Raw genomic sequence first — 25,321 nt, 5'->3', positions numbered from 1 at the left:
CGCTTTGAGAGCCGGGCTGTGGTTCCGGCGCGGTCGTCTCGTCATGGTCTTTCCTGTTCACGGCATCATGCCGCATTCAGGCAGAAAACCCACTTATCGCCAATGTCCAGATTCCCCGAGCCAGCTCTGATCCTTTTGATGACTATCTCGTTTTGGGGAAATATCATGCGTTCTAAAATAGGCGTTACAATTGCGCTTCGGCAAAGCTTATGGCGCACAGAGCCTCGCTTCCTCTAGGGTGCTTGCATAAATCAGGCAGCTTTCTATCTCGTCCAGACGTGATGCCATTTCCTTCGCGATCTTCAGGTTTTTGTTGAAATCGTCGACCAAATCGTTGTGCTTCCGAAGCAAGGCGTCATGTGCTTCTACGCACTTGGTCACGTTGGACTTGCAGGTGAAACCCTCGTAGTTGCACTGGTTCTGGTCGAAGCAGGCTGAGTTTCTATCAACGCACATTCCGCGGCTGGAACAAACCTTGTCGCCATAGTCGAGGCAGGCTGGTTGCGTGCCGATCCGGCAGGAAAAGTTCTGGCCCAGCGCAGGCGAGGCGAGGGTGAGGGCCAGCACCAAGATCGGCAGCCGCATCACATCACCTCCAGCTTCGGCAGGCCTCGCACGATTTCCATGGTTCGCAGGCTGACCGTGATGACGCGTTGGAACAGTTCCAGCGGGTATGCCGGGTTGTTCATGGTCTCAATTGCGTAGCGGTTAGCGTCGTTGACGATGTCGCTGCCCTTCTTTGTCTTGGGATTGTAAGCGTCTTTCAGCACAGCCTGCCGTTCCATCACCCATTCCAGCGCGGGCTTGCCGTTAACGACATAGTCATAGGCCGCCAGCGGGATATCCTGCATTGTGATGTTGGCGTTGTAGATCACCGTCGATTTATCGAGGTTCGGGCGCTTGCCCGCGTGCTTCATCTTGGTCACGCGGTAGAAAGCCTGCGGGTCGTCGATGACCCATGTGTCGGGATGGCCCTGCTTGAAGGTGACGGGATAGGGTTCGACCGTCTCATAGCCCACATGCAGATCGGCCAGATCGCGGCCCGCCTGCGCAAAGGCGCGGAAATCCTCGATTTTTTTCACGCATGGGATGCGCGGCAGTTCTTTGGTCAGGTTATCGGCGTAGCGGGCGCGATAGTCTTCGGAGTGCAGCAGGCCATAAGTGTAATAGAAGATGTCCTCGCGCGTGATCGGATGGTCCGGATAGGCCACTTGGAAATGGCGCAGGCCTGCGTCGGTGATGCCATCACGGCGGGCGGCCTGATCCGCGCCCGAAAACAGATCATCCGCGCCGGTGTCGGCATCGTCGTAGATGTAGAGCGGGAAGCATTGCGATCCGCTCATATCGGCTGCGTGAAGGCTTGGGATGCAATCCGTCATCAGCGCCGAAACCGATCCGCGCGCGCCGGGGCTCGACATGGCGATCACGCGGTTGGGGCTGTCGGCATCGGGAAATAGGCGCGGGATCTGATAAACCATCTCGTTCAGGCGGCGGCTGAAATACAACCATTCCTTTCCGAACGGACGATAGATCGATGGCACAAACTGGCCGTCTTCAATCGACAAGGGCTTGCCACGGCCATGATCCGCCAACAGCGCCCGCGTCCAACTGACCTGCCTCGGATCACCCAACAGTTTCGGCGCTGGCTGGCCTGCATCCTGCGCCTGCCGTGACTTGGCCAGCTCATCATTGTAGGTGTCGACCAGCGATGTGATGTTCGCTTCGATGCCAGCGCGAGAACGGTTGTAGCACCATGCGTCACGCCCCGTCGCCACGCCCCGAGAATATGTCTCGAATAGCGTCTCAGTGGTCTTGTCCTTCTTGTCACCGATCTTGACGAACTGATCGAAAGACGCATCCCGCTGGTTCAGCCAGTCCCCGTGTTCGTCGGGCTCGATCTGGGTCCAGCCATCGGCCTCGGCAATGCCGCGCGTCGAGCCGAAGTCGCGGATGATCGCCAGCTTTTCCTTTTCTTCAAGGTAGTCGCCAATGTCGCGGTAATGGATGCGACCGCGATGCGCGGCCTCGGGACTGCGGACCAGAACAGAAATCGCAACAGGGGTGCGGGTGCCCGCACCAAAGACGTTGCCCTTTTCCTTACGGCGGCGTTCGCCCGTCAGATGTGCATCCCCCCGCAAATTGAAGATGTAGAGGTCTGAAAATTCGTTGCCAAAGCTCTTGCGCACGCCGGTAGTGGCGTTCCCATCCAGCCACCCGCCATTGGTCACAAAGGCCACGACGCCACCGTCATCGCCGATCCGGTCACTGGCCCAGCGGAAGGCACGCAGATAGCTGTTATACAGGCCGTTCTTGTTCTGCGCCTCGGTCAGCGCGGCATAGGTATCGCGGATGCGGCCATCCAGCGTGGGGTAGTCCACATTGGCGTTGTCGTCATTCGCGCTGTCCTGCCCTTTGGAATAGGGCGGATTGCCAAGGATCACGCGGATATCGGTCGCCTTCTGCCGTTTGCGCCGCTCCGAGTTGTCGGGCATGTAATGCGAGATCAGATCGTCGCTTTCATACATCTGGAAGGTGTCGGTCAGGCAGATGCCCTCGAACGGCACATAATCCCCGCCCTGCAGCCCGTGATAGACCGCCTCGATGTTGATCGCGGCGATGTAATAGGCCAGCAAAACGATCTCGTTGGCGTGGATCTCGTGGCGGAATTTATGCTCCATCTCCTCGGGTGCGATCAGACCGGATTGCAAAAGCCGCGTGATGAAGGTGCCCGTGCCGGTGAACGGGTCCATGATATGCACGCCCTCGGACCCAAGCGTCTGGCCAAATTCGGTTTGCAGCACATCGTTGACCGAATGGATGATGAAATCGACGATCTCGGGCGGAGTGTAGACGATGCCGAACTTGTCCGTGGTTCGCGTGAAGGCCTTTTTGAAGAACTTCTCGTAAAGCTCCTTGATCAGGTTCTGCTTGGCCGCCGGGTTTGTGATGCCCTCTGAACGCATCCGCACGCTGGCGTAGAATTTCTCAAGGTCCTTTGATTCCTTGTCGAGGTTGGCCTCGTTCAGCACATCCAGCACGCGCTGCATGGCGCGCGAGACGGGGTTTTCGGCGGTGAACTTGTGGCCTTCGAACAGGGTTTCGAACACAGGCCGGGTGATGATGTGCTGGGCCAGCATCTCGATGGCGTCGCCTTCGGAGATGGTGTCGTTCAGGTCGTCGCGCAATTCGGCCAGGAAATCGTCAAAGGCGCGGCGAGCGTCGCTGTCGGGGTCTTTCAGCAGGCCGGTCAGGCGGGTGATGTGGTTCTTGGCGATTTCGGCGATGGAGGCCGACCAGTCCTCCCAATAGTCGCGGGTGCCGCATTTCTTGACGATCTTGGCCATGATGGCGCGCGAGAATTCGTCGATGGAGAAGGTCATCTCGGTCTGGGTGGGGCCTTCGATCACATCGTCGCCGGTGTCGCCGCTGCCTTTGCCGATGCTGGAACTGGCAGCTTTGGTCTTGGAGGGCAGGTTTTCCACCACGGCGGTGACTGAGCGGAGTTCTTCGGTATCGGCGCTAACGCCCACGATCTCGACCTGGTCCGAGATGTCCTGCCCAAGGGAAGCCTTGTTGATGGTGCTGTCGAAGCGTTCGTCATGGGCGCGCAGCGCGTTCAGGATCTGCCAGACAACGCGGTAGCGTTCATTGTCATTAAGCGCCTGTTCGGGCGGGACGCCGGCGGGGACGCCTACTGGCAGGATGACATAGCCCATCTTCTTGCCTTCTGCCCGGCGCATGACGCGGCCGACCGATTGCACCACGTCGATCTGGCTCTTGCGCGGATGCAGGAACATGATCGCGTCGAGCGCGGGGACATCCACACCCTCGGACAGGCAGCGGGCGTTGGTCAGGATGCGGCAGACATTGTCGCCGGCATCGGCCTTCAGCCAATCCAGCAGTGCGCCGCGCGTTTTGGCATTGAAGGTGCCGTCGACGTGTTCGATCTGGCATTGGAGGTGGTCAGAGGGGGTGTCGTCGTCGATCAGGCTGTCCTGGCCGAGATATTCATCGACCACGGCGGTGAATTCGTCGCGGATCAGCTTGGAACTGCGGATGTCCTTGGCGAATGCCAGCGCGCGCCGCATTGGGTGCGGATCGGCCGAGACGTCAGCCTTCAGGTCGATTTTGGTCAGGGCTTTGTAGCAGCCGATGATCTTGGTCGCGTCGTCCAAGACCAGTTCGCTGCCCGCATCACCGAGCCGTTTCTGAACGGCTGTGCTGACCAGGCCCTCGTCCATCGCCAGTACGATGACCTTGTAGTCAGCCAGTAGGCCGTTTTGCACTGCCCAGCCGAAGCCCCGATAGAATAGCGTCTCGCCAAACAGGGCCGGGTTATCCATCGAGGCCAGTTCGGCGCCGACCTCGTCTGCCTTGCTGCGAACGTTGTCGCCGAAGATCCGAGGCGTCGCTGTCATGTACAGACGCTTGCGGCCTTTGACATGGTCATTGCTGTGGATCTTGACGAAGTTGGACTCTTCCTCGCCATCGAGGGTGGCACCCGTGGTGCGGTGCGCCTCATCGCAGATGATCAAATCGAACTCGGGCAGTCCCGCTTCCTGCGCGCGGGTCAAGGTGACGATGGACTGGTAGGTCGAGAAGATGACCGTCATCCGCTCCGCGTCGTCGTCGCCCGCTTTTTCGGCAACCTTGACCGGATCCGTAGTGGCAGGAAACGCCAGATCGTGGATTTCGATTTCGGCAATGTCATCCGAGTTCTTGCGCCGCTTGCCGACATGGGCATCGGAACAGACCGCAAAAGCGCGAATAGGCGTCTCGGTGTCGTTGGTCCATTCCCGAACGGTCTGTGACATCAGTGCCAGAGAAGGGACCATGAACAGGACGCGCTTGCCCTTTCCTGCGATGGCTTCAGCGATCTTCAGCGACGTGAAGGTCTTGCCCGTGCCGCAGGCCATGATCATCTTTCCGCGGTCGGCCGCAGCGAGGCCTTTGCTGACGTCTGCCAGCGCATCCTTCTGGTGGTCCAGCAGGGACTTCTTGGCGCTGAGCACGATTTCGCCGCGCGCTTCGAAGATCGTCCAGTCGATCCGGCTTTCACGCAGGTCTGTCAGGGCGATGCGCACCACCGGGATTGTCTGGTCCCGGATCATCTCCTCGGCATTGGCGCCCCATTCCTTTTCGGTCGTGTCTAGGACAACCCGTCTGCGAAACGGCTCCTTGCCAGAAGCGGAGATAAAGCTGTCGATGTGCGCTTTCTGGATTCGCGTGTCAGCTGCGTAGAACTTGGCTTGAATCGCGGCGAACCCATCCTCGTTGCGCAACTTTGCAACCAGATCGATGCCGACATCTTTGCCATCGCGGCCGTTGGCCTTCGCCCATTCCGACCAAGTCCATACAGCTTCGTACTCTTCTGATTGCACTGGATCGTTCTGGAAGAAGGCGAGGGCTAGACGCTCAAAGTAGGTGCCTTTCTCGCGCTCGGTGACGGCGGCATCGCGGTATGATTGAAGGATTCGGTCGATGGCCGTCATGAGCACCCCTGACTGTCTTTTCATCAACTTAGCGGCGAATTGTGCCATGTGCGACCGGAATTTTCCCGGTTAAGCCCAATTATGTGATGCCGGATAGGTGATGTGGGGCATGTCATCTAGGCTCTGTTGACAAAGTCGCGTAGCCATAGGAATGCGGCTGCGAGATTGAGGAACGCAGCGAAGGAGGCCTTGGTCTTGTCATAGCTGGTGGCTATCCGACGGAACTGTTTGACCTTGTTGAACATGCCTCGATCCGGTTCCTGTCTTTGTAAGCCTGGAAGTTGCAGGGAATTGGCTCCTTTCTGGTGCGAGCGCCGCATGGTCTGGCTTTTTTTCTATACACTGATCTTTACACTTTTCAGGGTGTCGGTCGGAGCAACCTACGCAATTCAAGAATTGGCGTCGTTCCAATGAGCGTGAACGGTGGGGCGTGACAGGCCTGTCCGCCGGGAAATTTCGGATTTCGAAATTTTCCGGCCTTCAGCATGCAACGCCGCGATTGCCTCCCGGATCGTTTGAACCGACTTCCGCGCCCGTTCTGCTGCACCGTACCGGCCTCCGACCGCATGACGTTCGTGAAGATCGAGACCTTCAACCTCGGCCGCACAGGCACCCCGATCTTTCCGACCATCGTGGGAGGCTCGTGCCGGGTCCCATCGCTCCGCTGCGAACGGCGTCACCCGGTAGAGAATCGCCATTGCCTGCCGTGGGTTCGACGCCATGGCAACGGCTTCCGGAACAAGGCGATCGAACAAAGTTTCAGCCAGCTTGTCACGATCCCCGCTGGAGATGGTTTCGGTGTAAACGGGGTCATTCGCATTCCGCATTTCCCGTAATATATCAAATGCACGACGCTGAAGGGTCGTGAAAAGAGAGTTGGAAGCAGTCTTGTCGAGCTTGGAGAGCTTCTCTGCGCTTTCCCGTATCATCGCGTCCCGGGATGTGGATGTATCGACCCAACCCGCCCACTCTGACAGATCCGGAAACTCGCTTTCGTTCCAGATCTGAAACTTCCAAAACGGGCTCATTGGATTCTTGATGCGCATCGGATTGGCGAGCGCACCTGGATCGGCCCCGAGGGACAAAAACGCTTTGGTGATGCCGGCATGTACGCCCCGCCAAAGGCTCATAATGTCTCGTCGACAACGGGCGTCCTGCGGATCAAACCAGACCTCGGATCCGAAAGGCAGAAGGAAGAGCAAATGAGGCCGCTCGATCGCCCCATCCGGGAGTTCGTGTCCGACAACGACATGCGGCAGGCACGGTAAAGACAACTGCTCGATTTCGTACCGGAGCGTATCCCAACTCCGGAATGTGAGATCCAGGTCAATCCGGAATACGCCCCGCACTTTGCTATTGAGGACGAGCCAAGGCTCGTCCAGCGCAAGCACTTTGGCGTCGGTGCTCGACATGACGGCTTTGTCCCGGCCGGACTGGAGCCGTGAGGTCCGGGGCGACAGGTGTACCAGTCGGCGCAGGACGTGGTGCTCGTCGGACCGAAGGCCGTGTTCAACAAAAGGCGTTCGATATCGGCCGCCGATGGTCTCACCGAAGCAACAAAAACCCTCATTCAGCCGGCGTCGCACCGCATCGCGCCGGCTGGTTGCCCGGTCGATGTAGAATTGGTCAACAGGTCCAGAGGTTCGCCTCGAGGACTTGCATTCAGCCCGGAGTTCCCGGAGCCACTGCGCTTCGGTCCATGCGGTCTCAAAACTCAGGACTGACGCGGGTTCGTCAACATTTTTGACTGAGGGGGTATTCTTTGGCGTTGGCTCGGAAGGGGCGTATCCGAGCCCGGGGCTCAAGTATCAACCGACCAGCGGTTGACTGCGATGGGAAGCAATCCGACCATGAAAACCGTCCATTAGATACACCCCAAGGAGCGGTTCCCGCCGCGTAGATCTGGGGTTTATCTATTCAGGCTGACTGTCGGCGGAAAAGCCGTCAATGCGTACCATGCGGTACGGTTCATGCAGGATCCGGAACTTCATGACGAACGAGCCGATCCATGATTTCAAGCATCTGATGGAATTTATGCAACAGTGGTTGCGCAGCCTTCAACCGCTGGGGCGCTTCGGCTACCCGGCGGCGTCGTCGAGTCTGTCGTTCTGCCGATGTCATTGGACGGCTTCCGACCGGGTGTCGGCCACGTCGCGCGGGTGCAGGTGTCGTGTCGGACATAGCGGCCTCTCCTTTTTCGTGAGTCACGAAAAAGATGCCCGCCGGCGCGGTTCACACAGATCAGGCGGCAACGAGCAACGTGGGACCAGAACACCGGTTACGTTAGTCACGAATTCGAGGCCGCTTTCCCTGCGGCGATCCGGACGGACTTCTCACCGTACAGACAGCCGATCCTCGATTTCCCCCCGAATCTCGGTAAAGAGCTTGTCGACGCCCTTCTGCGTTTTCCTGTTGTCATTCACGATGACGGAAAGTGTCCGGATGATGTCTTCCCGGTCGGCCGTCGCATCTGTCGAGACGTTTTCGAGAAATTGTTCAAGAGTGCCGAGAATGTCGTCGACGAGGTCTGAAAATGCAATCGCTTCTGCCTGATATGAGGATGCGTGTCTTTCGCGTCTTTCCCGGGCTCGCCGCTGTCGCGAGGCCGCGCTCATTGCGACCCCATCGAGAGGTTTGGGACCCGGACGGGTTCTTGGCAACTTAGTTTTTCTCACGAGCTACATCTTTCCGTGAGTCACGAATTCGGACGGGTCTTTTTCCGCGACGCGATCCGAACCGTGTTGGGGTTGGGTTTAACGTGTCGGTTTCCAGGTTGGGGTGAGGCAGAAAGTCTAGGGGCAGGGGGCATTCGAAGGCCTCCACGATTTCCTTTAATTTAGACACCAACACCCGTTTTACATAAGTCGCTCCTTCCCCGCGAAGCCCCTCGTGGCCCATAACTGAATTAATGTGGCGTTCCTGATAATTGGTAGACTCCAGAACGGTTTTGAAAGTATGCCGGAAGGAGTGAAAAACGACTTTCCGACCGAAACCCAGGCCGGTTTTCAGTCGAGAAAACTCACGGCTGAATTCAGCACTGAGCTTATTGTCTCTGTTCGGTACCATGCCGGGAAAAAGTCTGGTTGAGACCTCCTGACGGCGCTTTTCGACAAGGTTCATAAGACCGTGTTCAATAAGCCATGAATGGACCGGAATTTTGCGCTCGCCGGCTTCTGTCTTCGGATCCCAGCCGTCGTCCGGATGCGGCTGGATGATGAAACAAGGGATGCCATTCAGCGAAGCAATATCATGGGCGGGGCGTAGGCGGCAGATTTCCTCCAATCTCATGCCTGAATGCAAGGAAATCAAAGGAAGCCAATGCAACGCGCTGTCTGCTGGTGCTGTTCGGTAGTCACCCGAATTGAAGAGCAGCTCCAGCCCTTCCGCTGACCAGTCGTCCCTGTCTCTGCTACTTGATTTCGTTCCGGGAAATGCATGTCCGGAAAATGGACTTTCACCGTAAGGAAGGTGGCCTTGGTGCGTCAGCCACGCCCAATAGCCATTCATCGCCGTCATGTGGCGTTTGACGGTTTTCATCGTTGCCCGTTCCGCGCCAGCTCTTTCGGCCTGCTCGATTGCTTTAAGGGCATGGACAGCTCGTCCTTTGCCATGTGTTGAAGGCAGTCGAAGGAGTTGCGAACGGAATATACCTGCGTCCTCTCGAGAAACTGCTCCGACGGGTTTGTTGCCGATAATCTCGATGAAGAGACGCACGGCGACACCATACTGCCGGGCTGAATGAGAACTGATTGCTTTCCTATCGCCCCATCCGCCGGTCAGAGCGTCTTGCCATTCGGCTGCATGCTTATGGACCTCGGGCGTGATCAATGGGGTGGTCGATTGACTGGCTGCATGCCCCGGCACGGAGGGGGAAGGCGATGCAATTATTTCCTCTGGACGGAACACCAGTTGCTTTCGCTTTTCCACTCGTTCAGCGAGGAGGGAGAGCAGTTCGTCAAGCGTGCGATCTATTGTCTTTCGTTCAAATGGCCCCTGATACCCTGCGGATAAAAGAGCGGAGTAGGCTTGCTCTTGTCGCTCCTGTTCCGGGGTCCAGCGTTCGTCTAGCCACCCGGTTAGCAATCGATCGGGGACGTCGTCGCCATCGTAACGCAACTCCGCGGGTGTCATTCCATCGATGTTGGCCGCGATAATCTTTCGCCATCCGGGCATATTGAGCCAACGTCTGGCACACGCTCTGACTTCCTCATCGGAGAGGATCTCGTACTCGGACAACTCGAAAAGCCTTTCAGACACAAGGAAAAGAGCCGCGGCTCGCCTTCGTGCTTCACTACGCACGGAAGTTTTTAAGCTGCGGTAAATTTCCTTAAGACCAATTCGCGGTTGCAGTCGCTCTGGAACCCTTCTGCGAAATGAAAAGCCGGAACCTTCCCGGAAGAAATAGTCAGGCATCAGCCACCCTTGTGGGGGTACTGCGTGGGGGGATTCCCGAAGCAGGCGAATGCATGCTAAATCATTGAAATATTTGAAAGTTTTGGCTGGGGAACCTGGATTCGAACCAGGACTAACGGAGTCAGAGTCCGTGGGTCTACCGTTAACCTATTCCCCAGTAGACGCCTTTTGGCGGGCGGCGCTTGGTGGCGCTGCGATGAGGGGGCTTATAGCGGCTTGGGGGCGGGGGATCAACTGGGGAGCAGCAAAAAAATGAAACGGCTATGCGCCTGTGGATGAATGATCTCAAGCGCTTGGAAAAATGGCGGAAACCGGCCCGCAAACCAGGTACCCGGAATCTGTTCTGTTTTTGCGGTGCCATATCCGCCGCCATGACCAGCCGGTGGCTGCCCGCCCTGCGGATGCTTCGTCCGGGTTTTGCCGGCCGGTTTTGAGGGGAGGCTCATCTGTCGTTGCGTCTTTCCTGCCTCTTGCGCTTTGCCGCCTTTGCGCTGCGGCGGGCAAGCTGATACACTTTGCCCAACATTATCTTGTTGCGCGCGCTGTCCTCTCGAGGGCTCCTCCTGGGTGACCGGCGCCGGCGCAGAAGGGCATTCAGGTGGAAGAGCACGGTCAGGAGGCTGCCCCGGCACGGGAGCGGCAGGCTGGTGCGGCTTCGGTTCAGGATGCGCGGTCCGGCAAGGGCCCGCGCAAGAAGCGCCGTTCCAAGGGCAGGGGCGGCGCCCAGAAGCGAATCGAGAACGGGCCAGTTGCGCCCGGACCGCAGGCGGAAACGTCTTCGGGGCCGCGTCCGGCAAAGAAAAAGCACAGGCGCCGTCCGCGCGCCGATCAGCGGCCCAACCGCGCAGAGCGGCGCGCCTGCCTTCAGGGCGAGGATGGTCCTGCCGCCGGCGGCGCAGAGCAAGCCGCCAGTTCCAGAGCTGCGGGCTCCATGGCTTCCGGTCCGCAGGGCGGGCAGGCGGGGGCTGGTCATGGCGGGCGGAACGGGCAAACAGGCTCCGGTTCTGCTTCTGGTTCGGGTTCCGGTTCCGGTTCCGGTTCTGCTTCTGGTAACCAGCCGCGGCATGCCCGTGGCGGGCGCCCCGGTTTCAAGGGGCGGAGCGCTGGTGCGTCCCCAGGTGCGTCTTCCGGGGGCTCTTCAGGCCAGCTCTCCCATCAGCCGCAGTCTGCTGGTCCCGGGGCCAGAAACGAGGCGGGTCATCTTGCAGCGGGGCTGGCAGCCCATTCCGGCTCAGAGGCGGACGGGGCAGGCGGGCGTGGCCGCAGGCGGCGGCGCGGACGCGGTGTTGCGCGCGGCGCGCATTCTGCATCCGCCCATCCGGCCCCGCGCGGGGCTTCGGGGTCCGATCAGGCTGGCGGGGAGTCGGCTGCTCACCCGGCTGCTCACAATGCCGCCCGGCAGGCTGTGGAGCCGCGCCAAAAGCCGCACCCGCAGCCCGGCCATGACATGCCGCAGGTGCGCCGCTCCGGCCATGAGGCAGGGCGCTCCGGCGACGCGGACGGCGACCTTTATGCGGCGCTTGACCTTGGCACCAACAACTGCCGCCTGCTGATTGCCAAACCGGACGAACGGGGCTTTCGCGTCGTCGATGCCTATTCGCGCATCGTGCGTCTGGGCGAGGGGGTGGGCGCCAGCCGCCGCCTCAGCGAGGCGGCCATGGAGCGCGCCATCGAGGCGCTGGACAGCTGCCACCGCAAGCTGGCCGAGCGCGGCGTGCGCCGCTCGCGCCTGATTGCGACGGAAGCCTGCCGCGCGGCGGAAAATGGCGAGGAGTTCATCGCCCGCGTGCAGCGGGAAACGGGGCTGGCGCTGGAAATCGTCAACCGGGAAACGGAAGCCCGGCTTGCGGTTGCGGGCTGTGCTTCGCTGGTGGACCGGTTGGCGGACGGCGTGCTGCTGTTCGATATCGGCGGCGGCTCGTCGGAGATCGTCTGGCTGGATCTGCGCAACCGGGGCGGGGCGCGCGGCTATGCACTGACGCGCTTCATCCGCGCCTGGGTGTCGCTGCCGGTCGGGGTCGTCAATCTGGCGGAGCGCCATGGCGGCATGGATGTGAGCCATGAGGTCTTCGAGGCGATGATCGATGATGTCAGCAGCCACCTCGATGGATCGGCGCTTGGCGCCGGGCTCAGCGAGGCGATGGCCTCCAGCAACATGCACATGCTGGGCACCTCCGGCACGGTGACGACGCTGGCGGGCGTGCATTTCGGCCTGCGCCGTTATGACCGGCGCCGGGTGGATGGCGCCTGGCTGGCGGATGAGGATGTGTCGGCCATGGTTGCCAAGCTGCGCGACATGTCCTACCGGGAGCGGGTGGAAAATCCTTGCATCGGTGCGGACAGGGCCGATCTTGTGCTGGCGGGCTGCGCCATCCTGGAAGCCATCCGCCGCCGCTGGACCTGTGCGCGCCTGCGCGTCGCCGACCGGGGCCTGCGCGAGGGTATTCTGACCGAACTGATGGCTGCGGATGGCGTATGGTCCCGCGGCGGACGCGGCCACAAGGGCCAGAAAGGAAGATCATGACAGGCGGCAAGCGCGGAGCGGGTGATCGCGGCCTGCATGTGCGGGTGAAGACGGCGGCCAAGCGCAAGGAATCCTCCACGCGCTGGCTGGAGCGCCACCTCAATGACCCCTATGTCCGCCGGTCCAAGATCGACGGCTACCGGTCGCGGGCGGCCTACAAGCTGCTGGAAATCGACGAGAAGCTGAACCTGCTGCGGCCGGGCCTGCGCGTCGTCGACCTGGGCGCCGCACCCGGCGGCTGGTGTCAGGTGCTGGCCGATGTGGTCAAGTCCACGCCGGAAGAGCCGCTGGTCGTCGGCATCGATTATCTCGACATGGACCACCTGCCGGGCGTCGTGCTGCTCAAGAAGGATTTTCTGGATGAGGATGCCCCGGACGCGCTGATTGCCGCCCTTGGCGGGCACAAGCCGGATCTGGTGCTGTCGGACATGGCGGCGCCCACCACGGGCCACCGCAAGACCGACCATCTGCGCACCACGCATCTGTTCGAGGTGGCGATTGATTTTGCGCTGACGAATCTGGCACCGGGCGGGGCCTTCCTTGCCAAGGTGTTCCGGGGCGGCACGGAGAATCAGCTGCTGACCGACCTGAAGAAGTCCTTTGATTCCGTCGCCCACATCAAGCCGCCGGCCAGCCGCAAGGAAAGTCCGGAGCTTTACGTGGTCGCCAAGGGGTTCCGGGGCAATCGTGCCGCCTCCCGCGATCCGCGCCTGATTGAGGGAGAAGGAGACGGGGAGGACTGAGGTCCGGGCAGGGCGGCGGTGTGGCCGAATGGAAGACTGCTTAAATCATCCATTTGTCACAGCTTGTTTGTTTGCCCTTCCCAACCTGTCACCTGCGTGTTATTCACCCGCGCCAACTTCTCCGGCATTGCCGAAGCGCATCCTGCCGCCGCCGCCTTCCCAAGGGCTGGCGGGTTCCGGCATTTCAACTCAAGGGGAATTGGCCATGGCTTCATTTTTCGTTCCGACCACCGGCGTTGATGCGCTGACCTTTGATGACGTCCTGCTGATGCCGGGCCATTCGGAAGTCATGCCGGGCCAGACCGATGTGCGCACCCGCATCACCCGTGGGATTGAACTGAACCTGCCGATCCTGTCCTCCGCCATGGACACGGTGACGGAAGCCCGCCTTGCCATCGCCATGGCCCAGGCCGGCGGCATCGGCGTGGTGCACCGCAACCTCACCCTCGACCAGCAGGCCGAGCAGGTGCGCCAGGTGAAGAAGTTCGAATCCGGCATGGTGGTGAACCCGGTCGTCATCGGCCCGGACGCCACCCTCAAGGATGCGCTGGACCTGATGAAGGCCTATGGCATTTCCGGCATTCCGGTGGTGGAAAACGGTGGCAGCGGCGGTCTGGTCACCGGCCGTCTGGTGGGCGTGCTCACCAACCGCGATGTGCGTTTTGCCACCAATCCGGGCCAGAAGGTCTATGAGCTGATGACGCGGGAAAACCTCGTCACCGTGCGCGATACCGTCAGCCAGGAAGAAGCCAAGCGCCTTCTGCACCAGCACCGCATCGAAAAGCTGCTGGTGGTGGACGATGCCTATAACTGCATCGGCCTTGTCACCGTGAAGGACATCGAAAAGGCCCACCTCAACCCCAATGCCACCAAGGACGAGCAGGGCCGCCTGCGCGTTGCCGCCGCCACCAGCGTGGGCGAAGAAGGCATGCAGCGGGCCGAGCGTCTGATCGATGCGGGCGTCGATCTTGTGGTGGTGGACACCGCCCACGGCCATTCGGCCCGCGTGCTGGAAATGGTCAGCAAGGTCAAGGCCCTGTCCAACGGCGTTCAGGTGCTCGCCGGTAACGTCGCCACCCGCGACGGCACCAAGGCGCTGATCGATGCTGGTGCGGATGCGGTGAAGGTCGGCATCGGGCCGGGCTCCATCTGCACCACCCGTATCGTTGCCGGTGTTGGCATGCCGCAGCTGACCGCCATTCTGGAGGCCTGCGACGAAGCCACCAAGCAGGGCGTTCCGGTCATCGCCGACGGCGGCATCAAGTATTCGGGTGATCTGGCCAAGGCACTCGCTGCCGGCGCATCGGCGGCCATGATCGGCTCGCTGCTGGCGGGCACCGAGGAAAGCCCTGGCGAGGTCTATCTGCATCAGGGCCGCTCCTACAAGGCTTACCGTGGCATGGGCTCGGTTGGTGCCATGGCGCGCGGCTCGGCCGACCGTTACTTCCAGGCGGAAGTGCGCGACACGCTGAAGCTGGTGCCGGAAGGCATTGAAGGTCAGGTGCCTTACAAGGGCCCGCTCTCCAGCGTGCTGCATCAGCTTGCCGGCGGCCTGCGCGCTGCCATGGGCTATGTCGGTGCCAAGACGATCCCGGAGCTGCAGGAAAAGGCCCGCTTCGTGCGCATCACCGGTGCAGGCCTGCGCGAGAGCCATGCCCATGACGTGACGATCACGCGCGAAAGCCCTAACTATCCGACCAATATCTGATATTTGACATGACACCATTGCGCGCGGGAGCATGACCTTCCGTGCGCAATGACGGAACCGGAGTAGCATGATGAAGGACGGCGGACGCCTTGCAGCGGCGATCGAGGTGCTGGGTGAGGTGGAAAGCCACCGCCGCCCGGTGCAGGAGGCCCTGAAGGACTGGGGCAATGCCCACCGGTTTGCCGGTTCGGGCGACCGCACCATCATCGGCAATCTGGTGTTTGATGCCCTGCGCCATCAGCTCAGCCTCGGCTGGCAGATGCGCTCTGGCAGCCCGCGCGCGCTGGCGCTGGCAACCTATGCCCGCCTCTGGGGCCAGGGTGTGCTGCGCCTCACGGAAGTGCTGGCCGATGACCGCCATGCCCCCGAAGCCTTGAGCGAAGAGGAAATTGCCTTCCTCTCCACGGACCGGGACGAGCCCGCGCCGGACCATGTTGCAGCCGATGTGCCGGAATGGCTGTGGCCGATGTTCACGGCTGCCTTTGGCGCGGCAGCTGTTGCTGAAGGGCAGGCGCTGGCCGCCCGTGCGCCGATCGATCTGCGCGTCAACACGCTGAAGGCCACACGCGAAAAGGTGCTCAAGCGCCTTGGCGAAGAGGGTGCGGTGGAAACCGGCCTGTCGCCGCAGGGCCTGCGCATCGCCCCGCGCCCTGGCGCTGCCCGCATGCCGCATGTGCAGGCGGAAGAAGGCTACCGCAAGGGCTGGTTCGAGCTGCAGGACGAGGCCAGCCAGCTGGCCGCGCTCATCGCAGCGCCGAAGCCTGGCGAACAGGTGCTGGACCTTTGCGCTGGTGGCGGCGGCAAGACGCTTGCACTCGCAGCCCTCATGGAAAACCGCGGTCAGATCTACGCCTATGATGCAGACCGGCTGCGCCTTGCCCCCATTCACGAGCGTCTCGCCCGTGCGGGCGCGCGCAATGTGCAGGTGCGTGATCCCAAGTTCTCCTCGCTGGAGGATCTGGAAGGGCAGATGGATCTGGTCTTCGTCGATGCGCCTTGCACCGGCACGGGCGTGTGGCGGCGGCGGCCTGATTCCAAGTGGCGCCTGAGCGAAAAGGCTCTTGGCGAGCGCATGGAAGATCAGGCCCGCGTGCTGGATACGGCGGCGCGCTTCGTCAAGCCGGGCGGACGGCTGGTCTATGCCACCTGTTCGCTGCTGCCGCAGGAAAACGGCGGCCAGATCGAGGCCTTTCTGGCGCGTGACAGCCGCTTTGCGCGCGGCTCTGCCGTGGCCTCCTTCGAGGCCGCGCTGCCGGGCAAGGACGTGCCGGCCCACAGCACCCCGGAAGGGCATGTGGTTCTGACCCCGGCCTCGACCGCGACGGATGGCTTCTTCGTCTCCGTGGTGCGCCGTACGGCTTGAACCTGACAGGATCCGCCGCGCGGATGTTGAGATCTTCGCGGCGGCATCCCTTTGATTACGTATCGTTACAATTGGATACGCGCACGGACAGGTGCCGGTGCTATGGAATCGGGAGCCAAGGGCAGCAGCGATCAGGCGCTGCCCGATAGCCAAAGGTTTCCAGTCATGCGCGATCTTCTTTTCCGATGGGCAACCCCGCTGACGGCCGGGTTGTTCCTCGTTTCCACCATATCAGGTGTGGCTCTCTTCTTCGGCTGGCAGTCCGGCCTCTTCCACGAAATGCATGAAGTTCTGTCCATGGTGCTGCTGGCGCCGGTGGCCGTGCATCTGTGGCGCAACTGGAAGCCGATGCTGGGCTATTTCCGCCGCGCCGCCATGCCGCTGGCGCTGGCGGGCAGTCTTGCTGCCGGCGGGTTCTTTGCGGCAGAAGCACTGAGCGGGCCGGGCCGCAGCGGCAATCCGGCCATGGCGATGGTGAAGGCGGTCCAGAGTGCACCGCTGTCGGTTGTTGCGCCGGTTCTGGGCCTTGAGGAAGCCGCGCTGATCGCAAGGCTTGAGGCGGCTGGTATCGCAGGAGCAACGGGCGCCGATACGTTGTCAGGCCTTGCCACCAGCCGCGGCGAGGCGCCCATGGCCATGCTGGCAAAGGCGGTCAGTGCGCCCTGATCAGCAGAGGACGGAAGCGCGGCACATGATCCTGCCGCGCTCGGGAAGGCTCACCACCAGGATGTGCCGTAATTGATGTCCCAGACAAAGGATGAGCCTGATCCCGGAAAGGCGGGCTGTACGGCCCATGCGATGGGAGTATTGTTTCCGGTCTGCGGACCCTTCTGGAAGATGAAGAAGCCGGAACTGCCGCCCCCCGAATTGTTGAAGTTGACCGTGTAGCCGCCGGACGCGGCTGCCAGCTGTGCGTCGGACAGTTCACCGGGCAGGGGCGGCAGCACCAGAACCACTTCGCCGGGAGCCTCTTCAATGACGCGGAAGGTCAGATTGTCCTTGGGGGCCTGCCCGAAGGACTCTGCCACCGCCTCAGCCGGGTTGCTGACGAGCCTTGCACGAAATTCCGCATCGCCAGCTGCCTTCTCGCGGAGCAGGGCTTCACAGGCAAGGCGGGCGGGAATGGTGTGGGTCATGATGACGTCCTTTCAGGGGCTGAGATCAGGTGCGGCGGAAGGGGAACCAGCCCGTATGAAGCGACGGCCAGCCCATGGCACCGCTGCTGTCGCCGGGGTGCTTGACGTTGGCCTGCGTGACTGAATCGGTCACCTGCGCGTTTACCGGCGTGCTCATGGCATATCCGCCGGAAACACCTTCCAGGTCCTTGCCGGAAAGCTCACCCGCACCCGCTGGCAGCACCAGCGCCACTTCGCCCGGTGTCTCCTCGATGACGCGGATGGTGACGCCCGGTTGCGCGGCGATGCCGAAGGCAGCTTCCAGTGCGGCGGCAGGGTTGGCCAGCAGCGCGGCGCGGAAGGCGCTGTCCTCTACAGCTCTTGCCTGGATTGCGGCTTCAAGTTCGATGCGGGTGGTAACCGGGGTTCCGCTCATGGCTGATGGTCCTTGCCTTCTGTTGATGAAGGCAAGCTAGCCGCAGAACGCCCGAGCGGGGGAAATGGACCTTGAAAGTGCCGGCAGGGTGGAGATGGCGGACCTTCAAAGGCATGGGCCACATGATCGCGCCCCAGCCCCCAGTTTACAATGCACCGGGCCATCCCCTTTCGTCATGCCATGGCTCGACCATGGCATCCATTCCGTGGACTTCCCCTGGAGGCAATCCGCCAGAGTTTTCAGTAACATGCCGCCGTGCAGTGAGGGTAGGGCATGGATGCCATGATCAAGTCATGGCAGGACGGAAGAGAGCGTGCGAACAGCAAGAAACCCGCGAGGCGGTGCCTTGCGGATAGCGATGGTGAAGCCTCCATGGCCATGCTTGCCAAGGCGGTCAACGCACCTGCCGATGTTCCTCTTGAAGCAATGCACCGCGCCCTCCCTTTTCGTCGTGCCATGGCTCGGCCATGGCATCCAGTCCGTGGACTTTTCCTGGAGGCAATCCGCCAGAGTGTTTCGCAACACGCGACCGTGCAGGAAGGTCAGGGCATGGATGCCATGATCAAGTCATGGCATGACGGAGTGAAACGAAAGCGGGTGGAGACAAACAGCAAGAAACCCGCAAGGCAGGGCCTTGCAGGTTTCCCGAAGACAGATCATCTGTCCGCTTTGCCGCATGCAGCCACAGGCGTGGCGCGGGCAGGGGCTCCGCCAATGCGGAGCAGCGCGGATTACTTGATCTTGGTTTCCTTGAATTCGACGTGCTTCTTGGCAACCGGGTCGTACTTCCGCATGGACATCTTTTCAGTCATGGTGCGGGAGTTCTTCTTGGTCACGTAGAAGAAACCGGTGTCAGCGGTGGAAAGCAGCTTGATCTTGATGGTGGTCGCCTTGGCCATAGCCTTCGATCCTGTTCTGGTTAGTCCGGCAAACGTTCAATGCGGCCAGTCTCTGGCGCCCCTTGAGTCCGCTGCGGTGTCACGAAATCAGGGCGCAAACTACTCATAAGCCAGCCAAAGTCAAGCTCTGGCGCGGGCTACCCGCAAAAATCCCCGGCAATGGCTCAGATCAGCTCCCTGGCAAAGCCGTTTCCACGCGCAAAATAGAGCGGAACCGGCGTTTGCGGCGCCAGATCCGGGTCATGCGCGAGCCTTTCGGCAAGGTCTGAGAGAATCTTCTGGGTGATGATGGGCAGATCCGCATCGCGGGTTTCCTCCAGCGTCAGCCAGGCAATGTCTTCCAGTTCCCCCGAAGGGCCTGTGCCCTGCGGCAGGCGGTCCGCGATTCCATCGGAAAAGACGGCCAGAAAACGCGTGTCGAAGCGGCGTGAGCGGCCCGGCGGCGTGATGGCGCGGGCGACCATGCGCACGGGCGACAGGTCAAGCTCGATGCCCCGCTCCGAGAAGGCCTGAAAATCGCCTTTTGCGGGCCACAGGCGGCCAGTCTGGCGGCCGATGAAGAGCCCGGCCTCCTCGTAGGTTTCGCGCACGGCGGCCACCGCAAGCGCCTTGAGGCGCGAGGGCGTCAGCTTGCCGCCCTTTGGCAGTACGGCGAGCTTGCGCTCCACTTCCGGATGATAGCTGGAAGAGACAGCCACACGGGAATCGCCCGGGTCCACCCGGCCGCCGGGGAAGACAAACTTGCCTGGCATGAAGGTGTGGCGCTGGTGGCGCTTGCCCATGAGCACGCGCAAGGCGCTGCCGCTGCGGTCAAGGATCAGCAGCGTCGAGGCATCCTTGGGGCGGATATAGGCGTGGCCCGTGTGGCTCTGGGCTTCCTTGTGGAGGGCGGCAAGGCCTTCGTCGCTCATGTCAGGCTCGGCTTCTCAGGGGCTGCGGTGGCTGGCAGCGGGATCCGGTTCGGGCAGGTCCTCGATGGATTCGGGGTCGAAGCCATGCATGTAGAGCGCCCATTGCAGCCCGATCAGAGCACCTTTGACCGGCCGCAGGAAGCCCAGTGAAAGGATGAGCGTCAGCGGCAGCCACAGGGTCATGTGGATCCACACGGCCGGACGCCAGGCAAATTCCACCGCCATCATCGCCGGCACGATGATGTGGCCGACGATGGTGATGGTGAAATAGGGCGGGGCGTCATCGGCGCGCTGGTGGTGCAGCTCCTCACCGCACACGGCACAGGCCGGGTTGACAGTCAGATAACCGGTGAAGATCTTTCCTTCGCCGCAGGCCGGGCAACGGCAGGAAAAGCCGCGCAGGATCGACTGGCCCACGTTGCGCTTCGGCTTCGCGGCAACAGGTTCCTCAGGGCCTTCCCCCGTCAGATACTGCAAGCCCATGACTACCTTTTCCCCCTCCGTCCCGGGGTGAAGCCGCCTTTGCGGGCGGGTGAACTGCGCCCGCCCGGCCCTGATGAGCCGCCCTTCCGGCGTGCGCCCTTGGCGGTGATGCGCCCCTCGCTCAGCAATGCAAAGCGCAAGGCTCCGGCAAAGGGAGCAGCTTCTACCAGCTCAACCTCCACCTTGTCACCAAGCTGGTGGGTTTCGCCAGTCCTCTCGCCGATCAGCGCATGCGACGCTTCGTCATAGCGGTAATAGTCGTGACCGATGGTCGAGGCCGGGATGAAGCCATCCGCGCCCGTGTCATCCAGCTTGATGAACATGCCCGACTTGACGACGCCCGCGATGCGGCCCGTGAAGCGGGCGCCGACGCGCTCGCTCATCCACAGGGCAATCAGACGGTCGATGGTGTCCCGCTCGGCCAGCATGGCCCGGCGCTCGGCGGCGGAGACTTCCGCGCCGATGGCCGCGAGCTTGCCGCCGATTTCCTCCGGCAGGCCGTCCGAACCAAATCCAAGCGCCTGGATCAGCCCGCGGTGCACGATGAGATCGGCATAGCGGCGGATGGGCGAGGTGAAGTGGGCGTAGCGGCGCAGGTTGAGGCCGAAATGGCCGATGTTGTCCGGCCCGTATTCCGCCTGGGCCTGCGAGCGCAGGATCACCTCGTTGACCAGATGGGCCTGCGGCGTGTCCTTCACCTTGGCCAGAATGCCGTTGAAGGTGGCGGGCCGCAGACCGCCGGAGGAGGGCAGCTTCATGCCAAGGGTAGACAGGAAGTCCTTCAGCGACTGCAGCTTCTCCGGGCTCGATGCATCATGGATGCGGTAGAGCAGTGGCACTTTCCGCTTTTCCAGCGTCTCGGCAGCCGAAACGTTGGCCTGGATCATGCATTCCTCGATCAGCTTGTGCGCATCAAGCCGGTCAGGGATGAAGACGTAATCGACCGTGCCATCCGCCTTCAGCTTGATCTTGCGCTCCGGCAGGTCGAGATCCAGCGGCTCGCGGGCATCCCGGCCACGGGTCAGGCACTCATAGGCCGCCCACAGGGGCTTGAGGATGGGTTCCAGCAGCGGGCCAGTCTTGTCATCCGTCTGGCCGTCGATGGCCGCCTGCGCCTGTTGGTAGGAGAGCTTGGCGGCAGAGCGGATCAGCACCCGGTGGAAGGTGTGGGCGATCTTGCGGCCGGTCTTGTCAAAGACCATGCGCACGGCCATGGACGGGCGGTCAACGCCTTCCTTCAGCGAGCACAGATCATTGGAAATGCGCTCCGGCAGCATCGGGATCACCCTGTCGGGGAAATAGACCGAGTTGCCGCGCAGATGCGCTTCCCGGTCCAGCGCCGTGCCGGGCCGCACGTAGTAGGCCACATCGGCAATGGCGACGAAGACCACATGGCCACTCTCGTTGGCGGGGTCCTCGTCGGCTTCCGCATAGACCGCGTCGTCGTGGTCCTTGGCGTCTGCCGGGTCGATGGTGATGAAGGGGATCTTGCGCCAGTCCTCGCGCTTGCCCAGCGTCACCGGCTGGGCGCGCTCGGCTTCCAGCTCGACGGCGGCGGGGAAGACATGGGGGATGCCATGGCTCTGCAGCGCGATTTCGGAAACGGCCATTTCCGACTTCAGCGAGCCGAAGCGGCGCACGATCCGGGCCTTGGGCGCGCCGTAGCGGCCAATGCGGGTGATCTCGACGCTGACGAGATCGCCATCCACCGCCTCCTTCAGGTCGGAGGTGTCGATGTCGAGTTCGCGCTGCTTGCGGTCGATCGGCTCCAGATAGGGCGGCATGTGCCCGGCGCGCTCGCGCAGGATGCCAAGGATGGCGCCCTGCTGGCGCTCCAGCAGCTTCAGCACCCGTGCAGCGTGGGCAGCTTCCGGGCCGGGATCAAGGTCTGCAAGGCGCACCAGCGCCCGGTCGCCAATGCCCGGCGTTGCGCCCCGCGGTGTGTCGCGGCCCGTCAGCACCAGCACCTTCGGCGGGGCACCTGCCTCTTCGTCCCAGTTCACCGGCTCGCCCAGCAATTCGCCATGGGCATCGCGGGCGTTGAGATAGACCACGAAAACAGGCGGCAGGTCGCCGGGGCGGATCAGGCGCTTCTGCCGCTTTTCGACGACGCCTTCTTCGGCGAGATCCTTGAGGATGCGCTTCAGCTGGATGCGGGCGGCGCCGACGATGCCGAAATGGCGCGCCACTTCCCGCTTGCCCGCCTTGCCCGGATTTTCCGCGACAAAGGCAAGGATGTCTTCGCGCGAGGGAAAGGCGCCCGGCGTCTTGGCCGGTTTTGCGGCTCTGCCGCCGGGTTTTGCTGCGCTCTTGCGGGGGCGGGCGGGGCGCTGATCGGATGCGCCGCCGCCGCCATGGGTGCGTTTCGTGGTCAATTGGCCTCGTCTGCGGCAGTGCTGCCGGCTTTGGATCTGCTCTTGGCAGGCGCTTTGGCGGCCGCTGTCTTGGCGGTCGCGGTCTTTGCCTTGGTTGCCGTGGTCTTCTTCGCGGCAGCCTTCTTCGGCGCGGCTTCGCCGTCCTCAGCCTTTTCAGCTTTCTTCGGGGCAGCCTTCTTGGTGGTGGCAGCCTTCTTTGCGGCCGGCTTCTTCGCCGCAGCCTTCTTGCCGCCGCCCTTGGCCGCAATCAGCTCCAGCGCCTGTTCCAGCGTCACCGCCTGCGGATCACTGCCTTTGGGCAGGGTGGCGTTGACCTTGGCCCAGTTGACGTAAGGCCCGTAACGGCCATCGCGCACGGTGATGGGCCCGCCATCGGGATGCTCGCCCAGCTCCTTCAGCGCGGCAGGGGCCGCCCGGCCACGCACCCCCTTGGCACGCTTTTCCGCCAGAAGATCGACGGCGCGGTTGATGCCGGCCGAGAACACCTCATCGGCGGACGAAAGGTTCGCATAGGTGCCGTCATGCAGCACGAAGGGGCCGAAGCGCCCGATGCCGGCCGAGATCATCTTGCCGTCTTCCGGATGCGGTCCGATTTCGCGGGGCAGGGAGAGAAGCTGCAAGGCCTTGTCCAGCGTGATATCCGCCGCAGACCAGCCGCGGGGCAGGGAGGCGCGCTTGGGTTTGGCTTCCTCGCCCAGCTGCACGTAGGGGCCAAAGCGGCCGGTGCGCAGGGAGACATCCAGCCCGGTGGCCGGATCGGTGCCCAGCACCTTCGGACCGTCGGCAGCTGCTTCCCCGTCCTCACCCTCGGCACCGCGTGCCAGCTGGCGGGTGTAGCTGCATTCGGGATAGTTGTTGCAGCCGATGAAGGCGCCGAAGCGGCTGACCTTCAGCGACAATTGGCCGGTGGCGCAGGACGGGCAGGCACGCGGGTCCTTGCCCTCTTCCTTCACGGGGAAGATATGGGCGGCCAGCAGCTCGTTCAGCGCGTCGATCACCTGGGCAACGCGCAGGTCCTTGGTCTCGTCCACGGCGGCGGAGAAATCGCGCCAGAAGGCGGCCAGCACCTCGCGCCAGGACAGTTCGCCGGCGGAGATCCGGTCGAGCTGCTCTTCAAGGCTCGCGGTGAAGTCAAACTCCACATAGCGGGAGAAGAAGCTTTCGAGGAAGGCCGTGACGATGCGGCCCTTGTCCTGCGGCACCAGCTGCTTCTTGTCGAGATCCACATATTCGCGGTCGCGCAGGGTCTGCAGCGTCGAGGCATAGGTGGAAGGGCGTCCGATGCCCAGCTCTTCCATCTTCTTGACGATGCTGGCTTCGGTGTAGCGCGGCGGCGGCGTGGTGAAATGCTGGCTGGCATCAATGCCCGGCTTGCCGTCAACGGCGGCAAGGCTCAGCGGCGCGCCATCGTCCACGGCCGGCAGGCGGCGGGAATCCTCGTCCTCGTCGTCATCGCGGCCTTCCTGATAGAGTGCGAGGAAGCCGTCGAAGCGGACAACGGAACCGGTTGCGCGCAGGGCGGCATGCTTGCCGGAGCCGCTGGCGTCGATATCGATGGTGGTGCGCTCCAGCACGGCCGATTCCATCTGGCTGGCCATGGTGCGCTTCCAGATCAGCTCGTAAAGCCGGGCCTGATCAGGATCGAGGAAACGGGCGACATCGCGCGGGCGGCGGCCAAGATCGGTCGGGCGCACGGCTTCGTGCGCTTCCTGGGCGTTCTTGGCCTTGGAGGAATAGAAGCGCGGCTTTTCGGGAACGTATTTGTCGCCAAAGTCGCTGCCGATGACGCGGCGGGCGGCGGCAATGGCTTCGCCCGCGATCTGCACGCCGTCGGTACGCATATAGGTGATGAGACCGGTGGTCTCGCCGCCGAGGGTGATGCCCTCATAAAGCTTCTGCGCCACCTGCATGGTGCGCGAGGCCGAGAAACCGAGCTTGCGGGAAGCTTCCTGCTGCAGCGTCGAGGTGGTGAAGGGCGGCTGCGGATGGCGCTTTGCAGGCTTGGAGACGACGCTCTCCACCCGGTAGCTGGCGCCTTCCAGCATGCGCTTGATGGTCTGCGCCTGCTCTTCGGTCTTGATGTCGAGGCGGCCGAGCTTCTTGCCCTCAAAGCCCACCACGGATGCGGTGAAGCCATCGCCCTTCGGCGTTTTCAGGCTGGCGAGGATCGACCAGTACTCTTCCTTGACGAAGGTTTCGATCTCCATTTCCCGGTCGCAGATGAGGCGCAGCGCCACGGACTGCACACGTCCGGCAGAGCGCGCACCCGGCAGCTTGCGCCACAGGACGGGGGAGAGGGTGAAGCCGACGAGATAGTCGAGCGCACGGCGGGCGAGATAGGCATCCACCAGCGGTGTGTCGATCGGCCGCGGGTTTTTCATCGCCTCCAGGATCGACTGCTTGGTGATGGCGTTGAAGACGACACGCTCGACCGGAATGTCCTTGAGCACCTTCTTCTTCTGCAGCACATCCAGCACGTGCCAGGAAATAGCCTCTCCTTCGCGATCCGGGTCAGTTGCGAGGATCAGGCGGTCGGCGCCCTTCACGGCGGCGGCGATCTCGTTGAGGCGCTTCTGGGACTTGCTGTCCACCTCCCAGATCATGGCAAAGTCCTCGTCGGGACGGACGGAGCCATCCTTCGCCGGCAAGTCGCGCACGTGACCATAGGACGCCAGAACGTGATAGTCCGGTCCCAGGTATTTGTTGATCGTCTTGGCCTTGGCCGGCGATTCCACAATGACGATGTTCATCACAATCCAGAAGCTTGTGAGCGGGCCGTGACCAGATTGTCCGGCCGTTTCCGCTGCAAATTCTTGTTCCCCCGGCAACGATCAAGGATCGAAACCCGCCTGTCAAATG

17 protein-coding genes, 1 tRNA gene and 1 pseudogene are annotated in these 25,321 nt (G+C 62.3%); 5 read left to right on the top strand and 14 right to left on the bottom strand.

The window, feature by feature from the left end:
- Positions 1 to 207: 207 nt before the first annotated feature.
- The 7 genes and pseudogenes from H163_RS0120075 to H163_RS0120050 all read right to left on the bottom strand — a co-directional run bounded on the left by H163_RS0120075 (position 208) and on the right by H163_RS0120050 (position 10,062).
- Positions 208 to 585, bottom strand: a complete 378-nt coding sequence (locus H163_RS0120075; RefSeq protein WP_019966414.1) for a hypothetical protein — start codon at positions 583 to 585, stop codon at positions 208 to 210.
- Positions 585 to 5,492 (bottom strand): DEAD/DEAH box helicase, encoded by a 4,908-nt coding sequence (locus H163_RS0120070; protein ID WP_019966413.1) that lies wholly within the window; start codon positions 5,490 to 5,492, stop codon positions 585 to 587. The genes H163_RS0120075 and H163_RS0120070 overlap by 1 nt, the downstream gene beginning before the upstream one ends.
- A gap of 116 nt (positions 5,493 to 5,608) precedes the next feature.
- Positions 5,609 to 5,796, bottom strand: a pseudogene (locus H163_RS0120065) (transposase); the annotation flags it as partial.
- A gap of 85 nt (positions 5,797 to 5,881) precedes the next feature.
- Positions 5,882 to 6,904: a winged helix-turn-helix transcriptional regulator gene (locus tag H163_RS0120060; protein ID WP_019966411.1), complete on the bottom strand. Its 1,023-nt coding sequence runs from the start codon at positions 6,902 to 6,904 to the stop codon at positions 5,882 to 5,884.
- 921 nt (positions 6,905 to 7,825) lie between these two features.
- Positions 7,826 to 8,107, bottom strand: coding sequence for a hypothetical protein (locus tag H163_RS0120055; RefSeq protein ID WP_019966410.1), 282 nt, complete (start codon positions 8,105 to 8,107; stop codon positions 7,826 to 7,828).
- A gap of 46 nt (positions 8,108 to 8,153) precedes the next feature.
- The gene (locus H163_RS24100) at positions 8,154 to 9,905 is read right to left on the bottom strand and encodes a site-specific integrase (RefSeq protein ID WP_081626067.1); all 1,752 of its coding nucleotides are present in this window, start codon (positions 9,903 to 9,905) and stop codon (positions 8,154 to 8,156) included.
- 83 nt (positions 9,906 to 9,988) lie between these two features.
- A tRNA-Gln gene (locus H163_RS0120050) sits at positions 9,989 to 10,062 on the bottom strand.
- A 774-nt stretch (positions 10,063 to 10,836) separates the two neighbouring features.
- On the opposite strand from H163_RS0120050, the gene H163_RS24980 reads away from it, so the two are divergent.
- From H163_RS24980 to H163_RS0120025, 5 genes are all read left to right on the top strand, one after another.
- On the top strand, positions 10,837 to 12,429 hold the full coding sequence (locus H163_RS24980; RefSeq protein ID WP_208975451.1) for a Ppx/GppA phosphatase family protein: 1,593 nt from the start codon (positions 10,837 to 10,839) through the stop codon (positions 12,427 to 12,429).
- Positions 12,426 to 13,172, top strand: coding sequence for an RlmE family RNA methyltransferase (locus tag H163_RS0120040; RefSeq protein ID WP_019966408.1), 747 nt, complete (start codon positions 12,426 to 12,428; stop codon positions 13,170 to 13,172). Before H163_RS24980 ends, H163_RS0120040 begins: the two co-directional genes overlap by 4 nt.
- 205 nt (positions 13,173 to 13,377) lie before the next feature.
- Complete coding sequence (guaB, locus tag H163_RS0120035; protein WP_019966407.1) at positions 13,378 to 14,880, top strand: IMP dehydrogenase; 1,503 nt, start codon at positions 13,378 to 13,380, stop codon at positions 14,878 to 14,880.
- 70 nt (positions 14,881 to 14,950) lie between these two features.
- Entirely contained in the window at positions 14,951 to 16,243 is a 1,293-nt protein-coding gene (locus H163_RS0120030) for an RsmB/NOP family class I SAM-dependent RNA methyltransferase (RefSeq protein WP_026356104.1), read from the top strand.
- Between the two features lie 165 nt (positions 16,244 to 16,408).
- Positions 16,409 to 16,909, top strand: coding sequence for a hypothetical protein (locus H163_RS0120025; RefSeq protein ID WP_019966405.1), 501 nt, complete (start codon positions 16,409 to 16,411; stop codon positions 16,907 to 16,909).
- A gap of 50 nt (positions 16,910 to 16,959) precedes the next feature.
- Here H163_RS0120025 and H163_RS23825 read toward each other — a convergent pair whose 3' ends face one another.
- The 7 genes from H163_RS23825 to topA all read right to left on the bottom strand — a co-directional run bounded on the left by H163_RS23825 (position 16,960) and on the right by topA (position 25,212).
- On the bottom strand, positions 16,960 to 17,379 hold the full coding sequence (locus H163_RS23825) for an NHLP leader peptide family RiPP precursor (protein ID WP_019966404.1): 420 nt from the start codon (positions 17,377 to 17,379) through the stop codon (positions 16,960 to 16,962).
- A gap of 25 nt (positions 17,380 to 17,404) precedes the next feature.
- Positions 17,405 to 17,794 (bottom strand): NHLP leader peptide family RiPP precursor, encoded by a 390-nt coding sequence (locus tag H163_RS24720; RefSeq protein ID WP_019966403.1) that lies wholly within the window; start codon positions 17,792 to 17,794, stop codon positions 17,405 to 17,407.
- A 731-nt stretch (positions 17,795 to 18,525) separates the two neighbouring features.
- A complete protein-coding gene (rpmG, locus tag H163_RS0120010) occupies positions 18,526 to 18,693 on the bottom strand; it encodes a 50S ribosomal protein L33 (RefSeq protein ID WP_019966402.1) in 168 nt (55 codons plus the stop codon).
- Positions 18,694 to 18,857: 164 nt separating this feature from the next.
- Complete coding sequence (locus tag H163_RS0120005; protein WP_019966401.1) at positions 18,858 to 19,604, bottom strand: NUDIX hydrolase; 747 nt, start codon at positions 19,602 to 19,604, stop codon at positions 18,858 to 18,860.
- A gap of 15 nt (positions 19,605 to 19,619) precedes the next feature.
- Entirely contained in the window at positions 19,620 to 20,087 is a 468-nt protein-coding gene (locus tag H163_RS0120000; protein WP_019966400.1) for a DUF983 domain-containing protein, read from the bottom strand.
- 2 nt (positions 20,088 to 20,089) lie between these two features.
- On the bottom strand, positions 20,090 to 22,462 hold the full coding sequence (rnr, locus tag H163_RS0119995) for a ribonuclease R (protein ID WP_019966399.1): 2,373 nt from the start codon (positions 22,460 to 22,462) through the stop codon (positions 20,090 to 20,092).
- Positions 22,459 to 25,212, bottom strand: a complete 2,754-nt coding sequence (gene topA, locus H163_RS0119990) for a type I DNA topoisomerase (protein ID WP_026356103.1) — start codon at positions 25,210 to 25,212, stop codon at positions 22,459 to 22,461. Before topA ends, rnr begins: the two co-directional genes overlap by 4 nt.
- Between the last annotated feature and the right edge of the window lie 109 nt (positions 25,213 to 25,321).

The organism is Pannonibacter phragmitetus DSM 14782, from assembly GCF_000382365.1.
Lineage (GTDB): Bacteria > Pseudomonadota > Alphaproteobacteria > Rhizobiales > Stappiaceae > Pannonibacter > Pannonibacter phragmitetus.
Note: the sequence above shows the minus strand (reverse complement) of the source record. Positions and strands in the feature narration are given on the sequence as shown.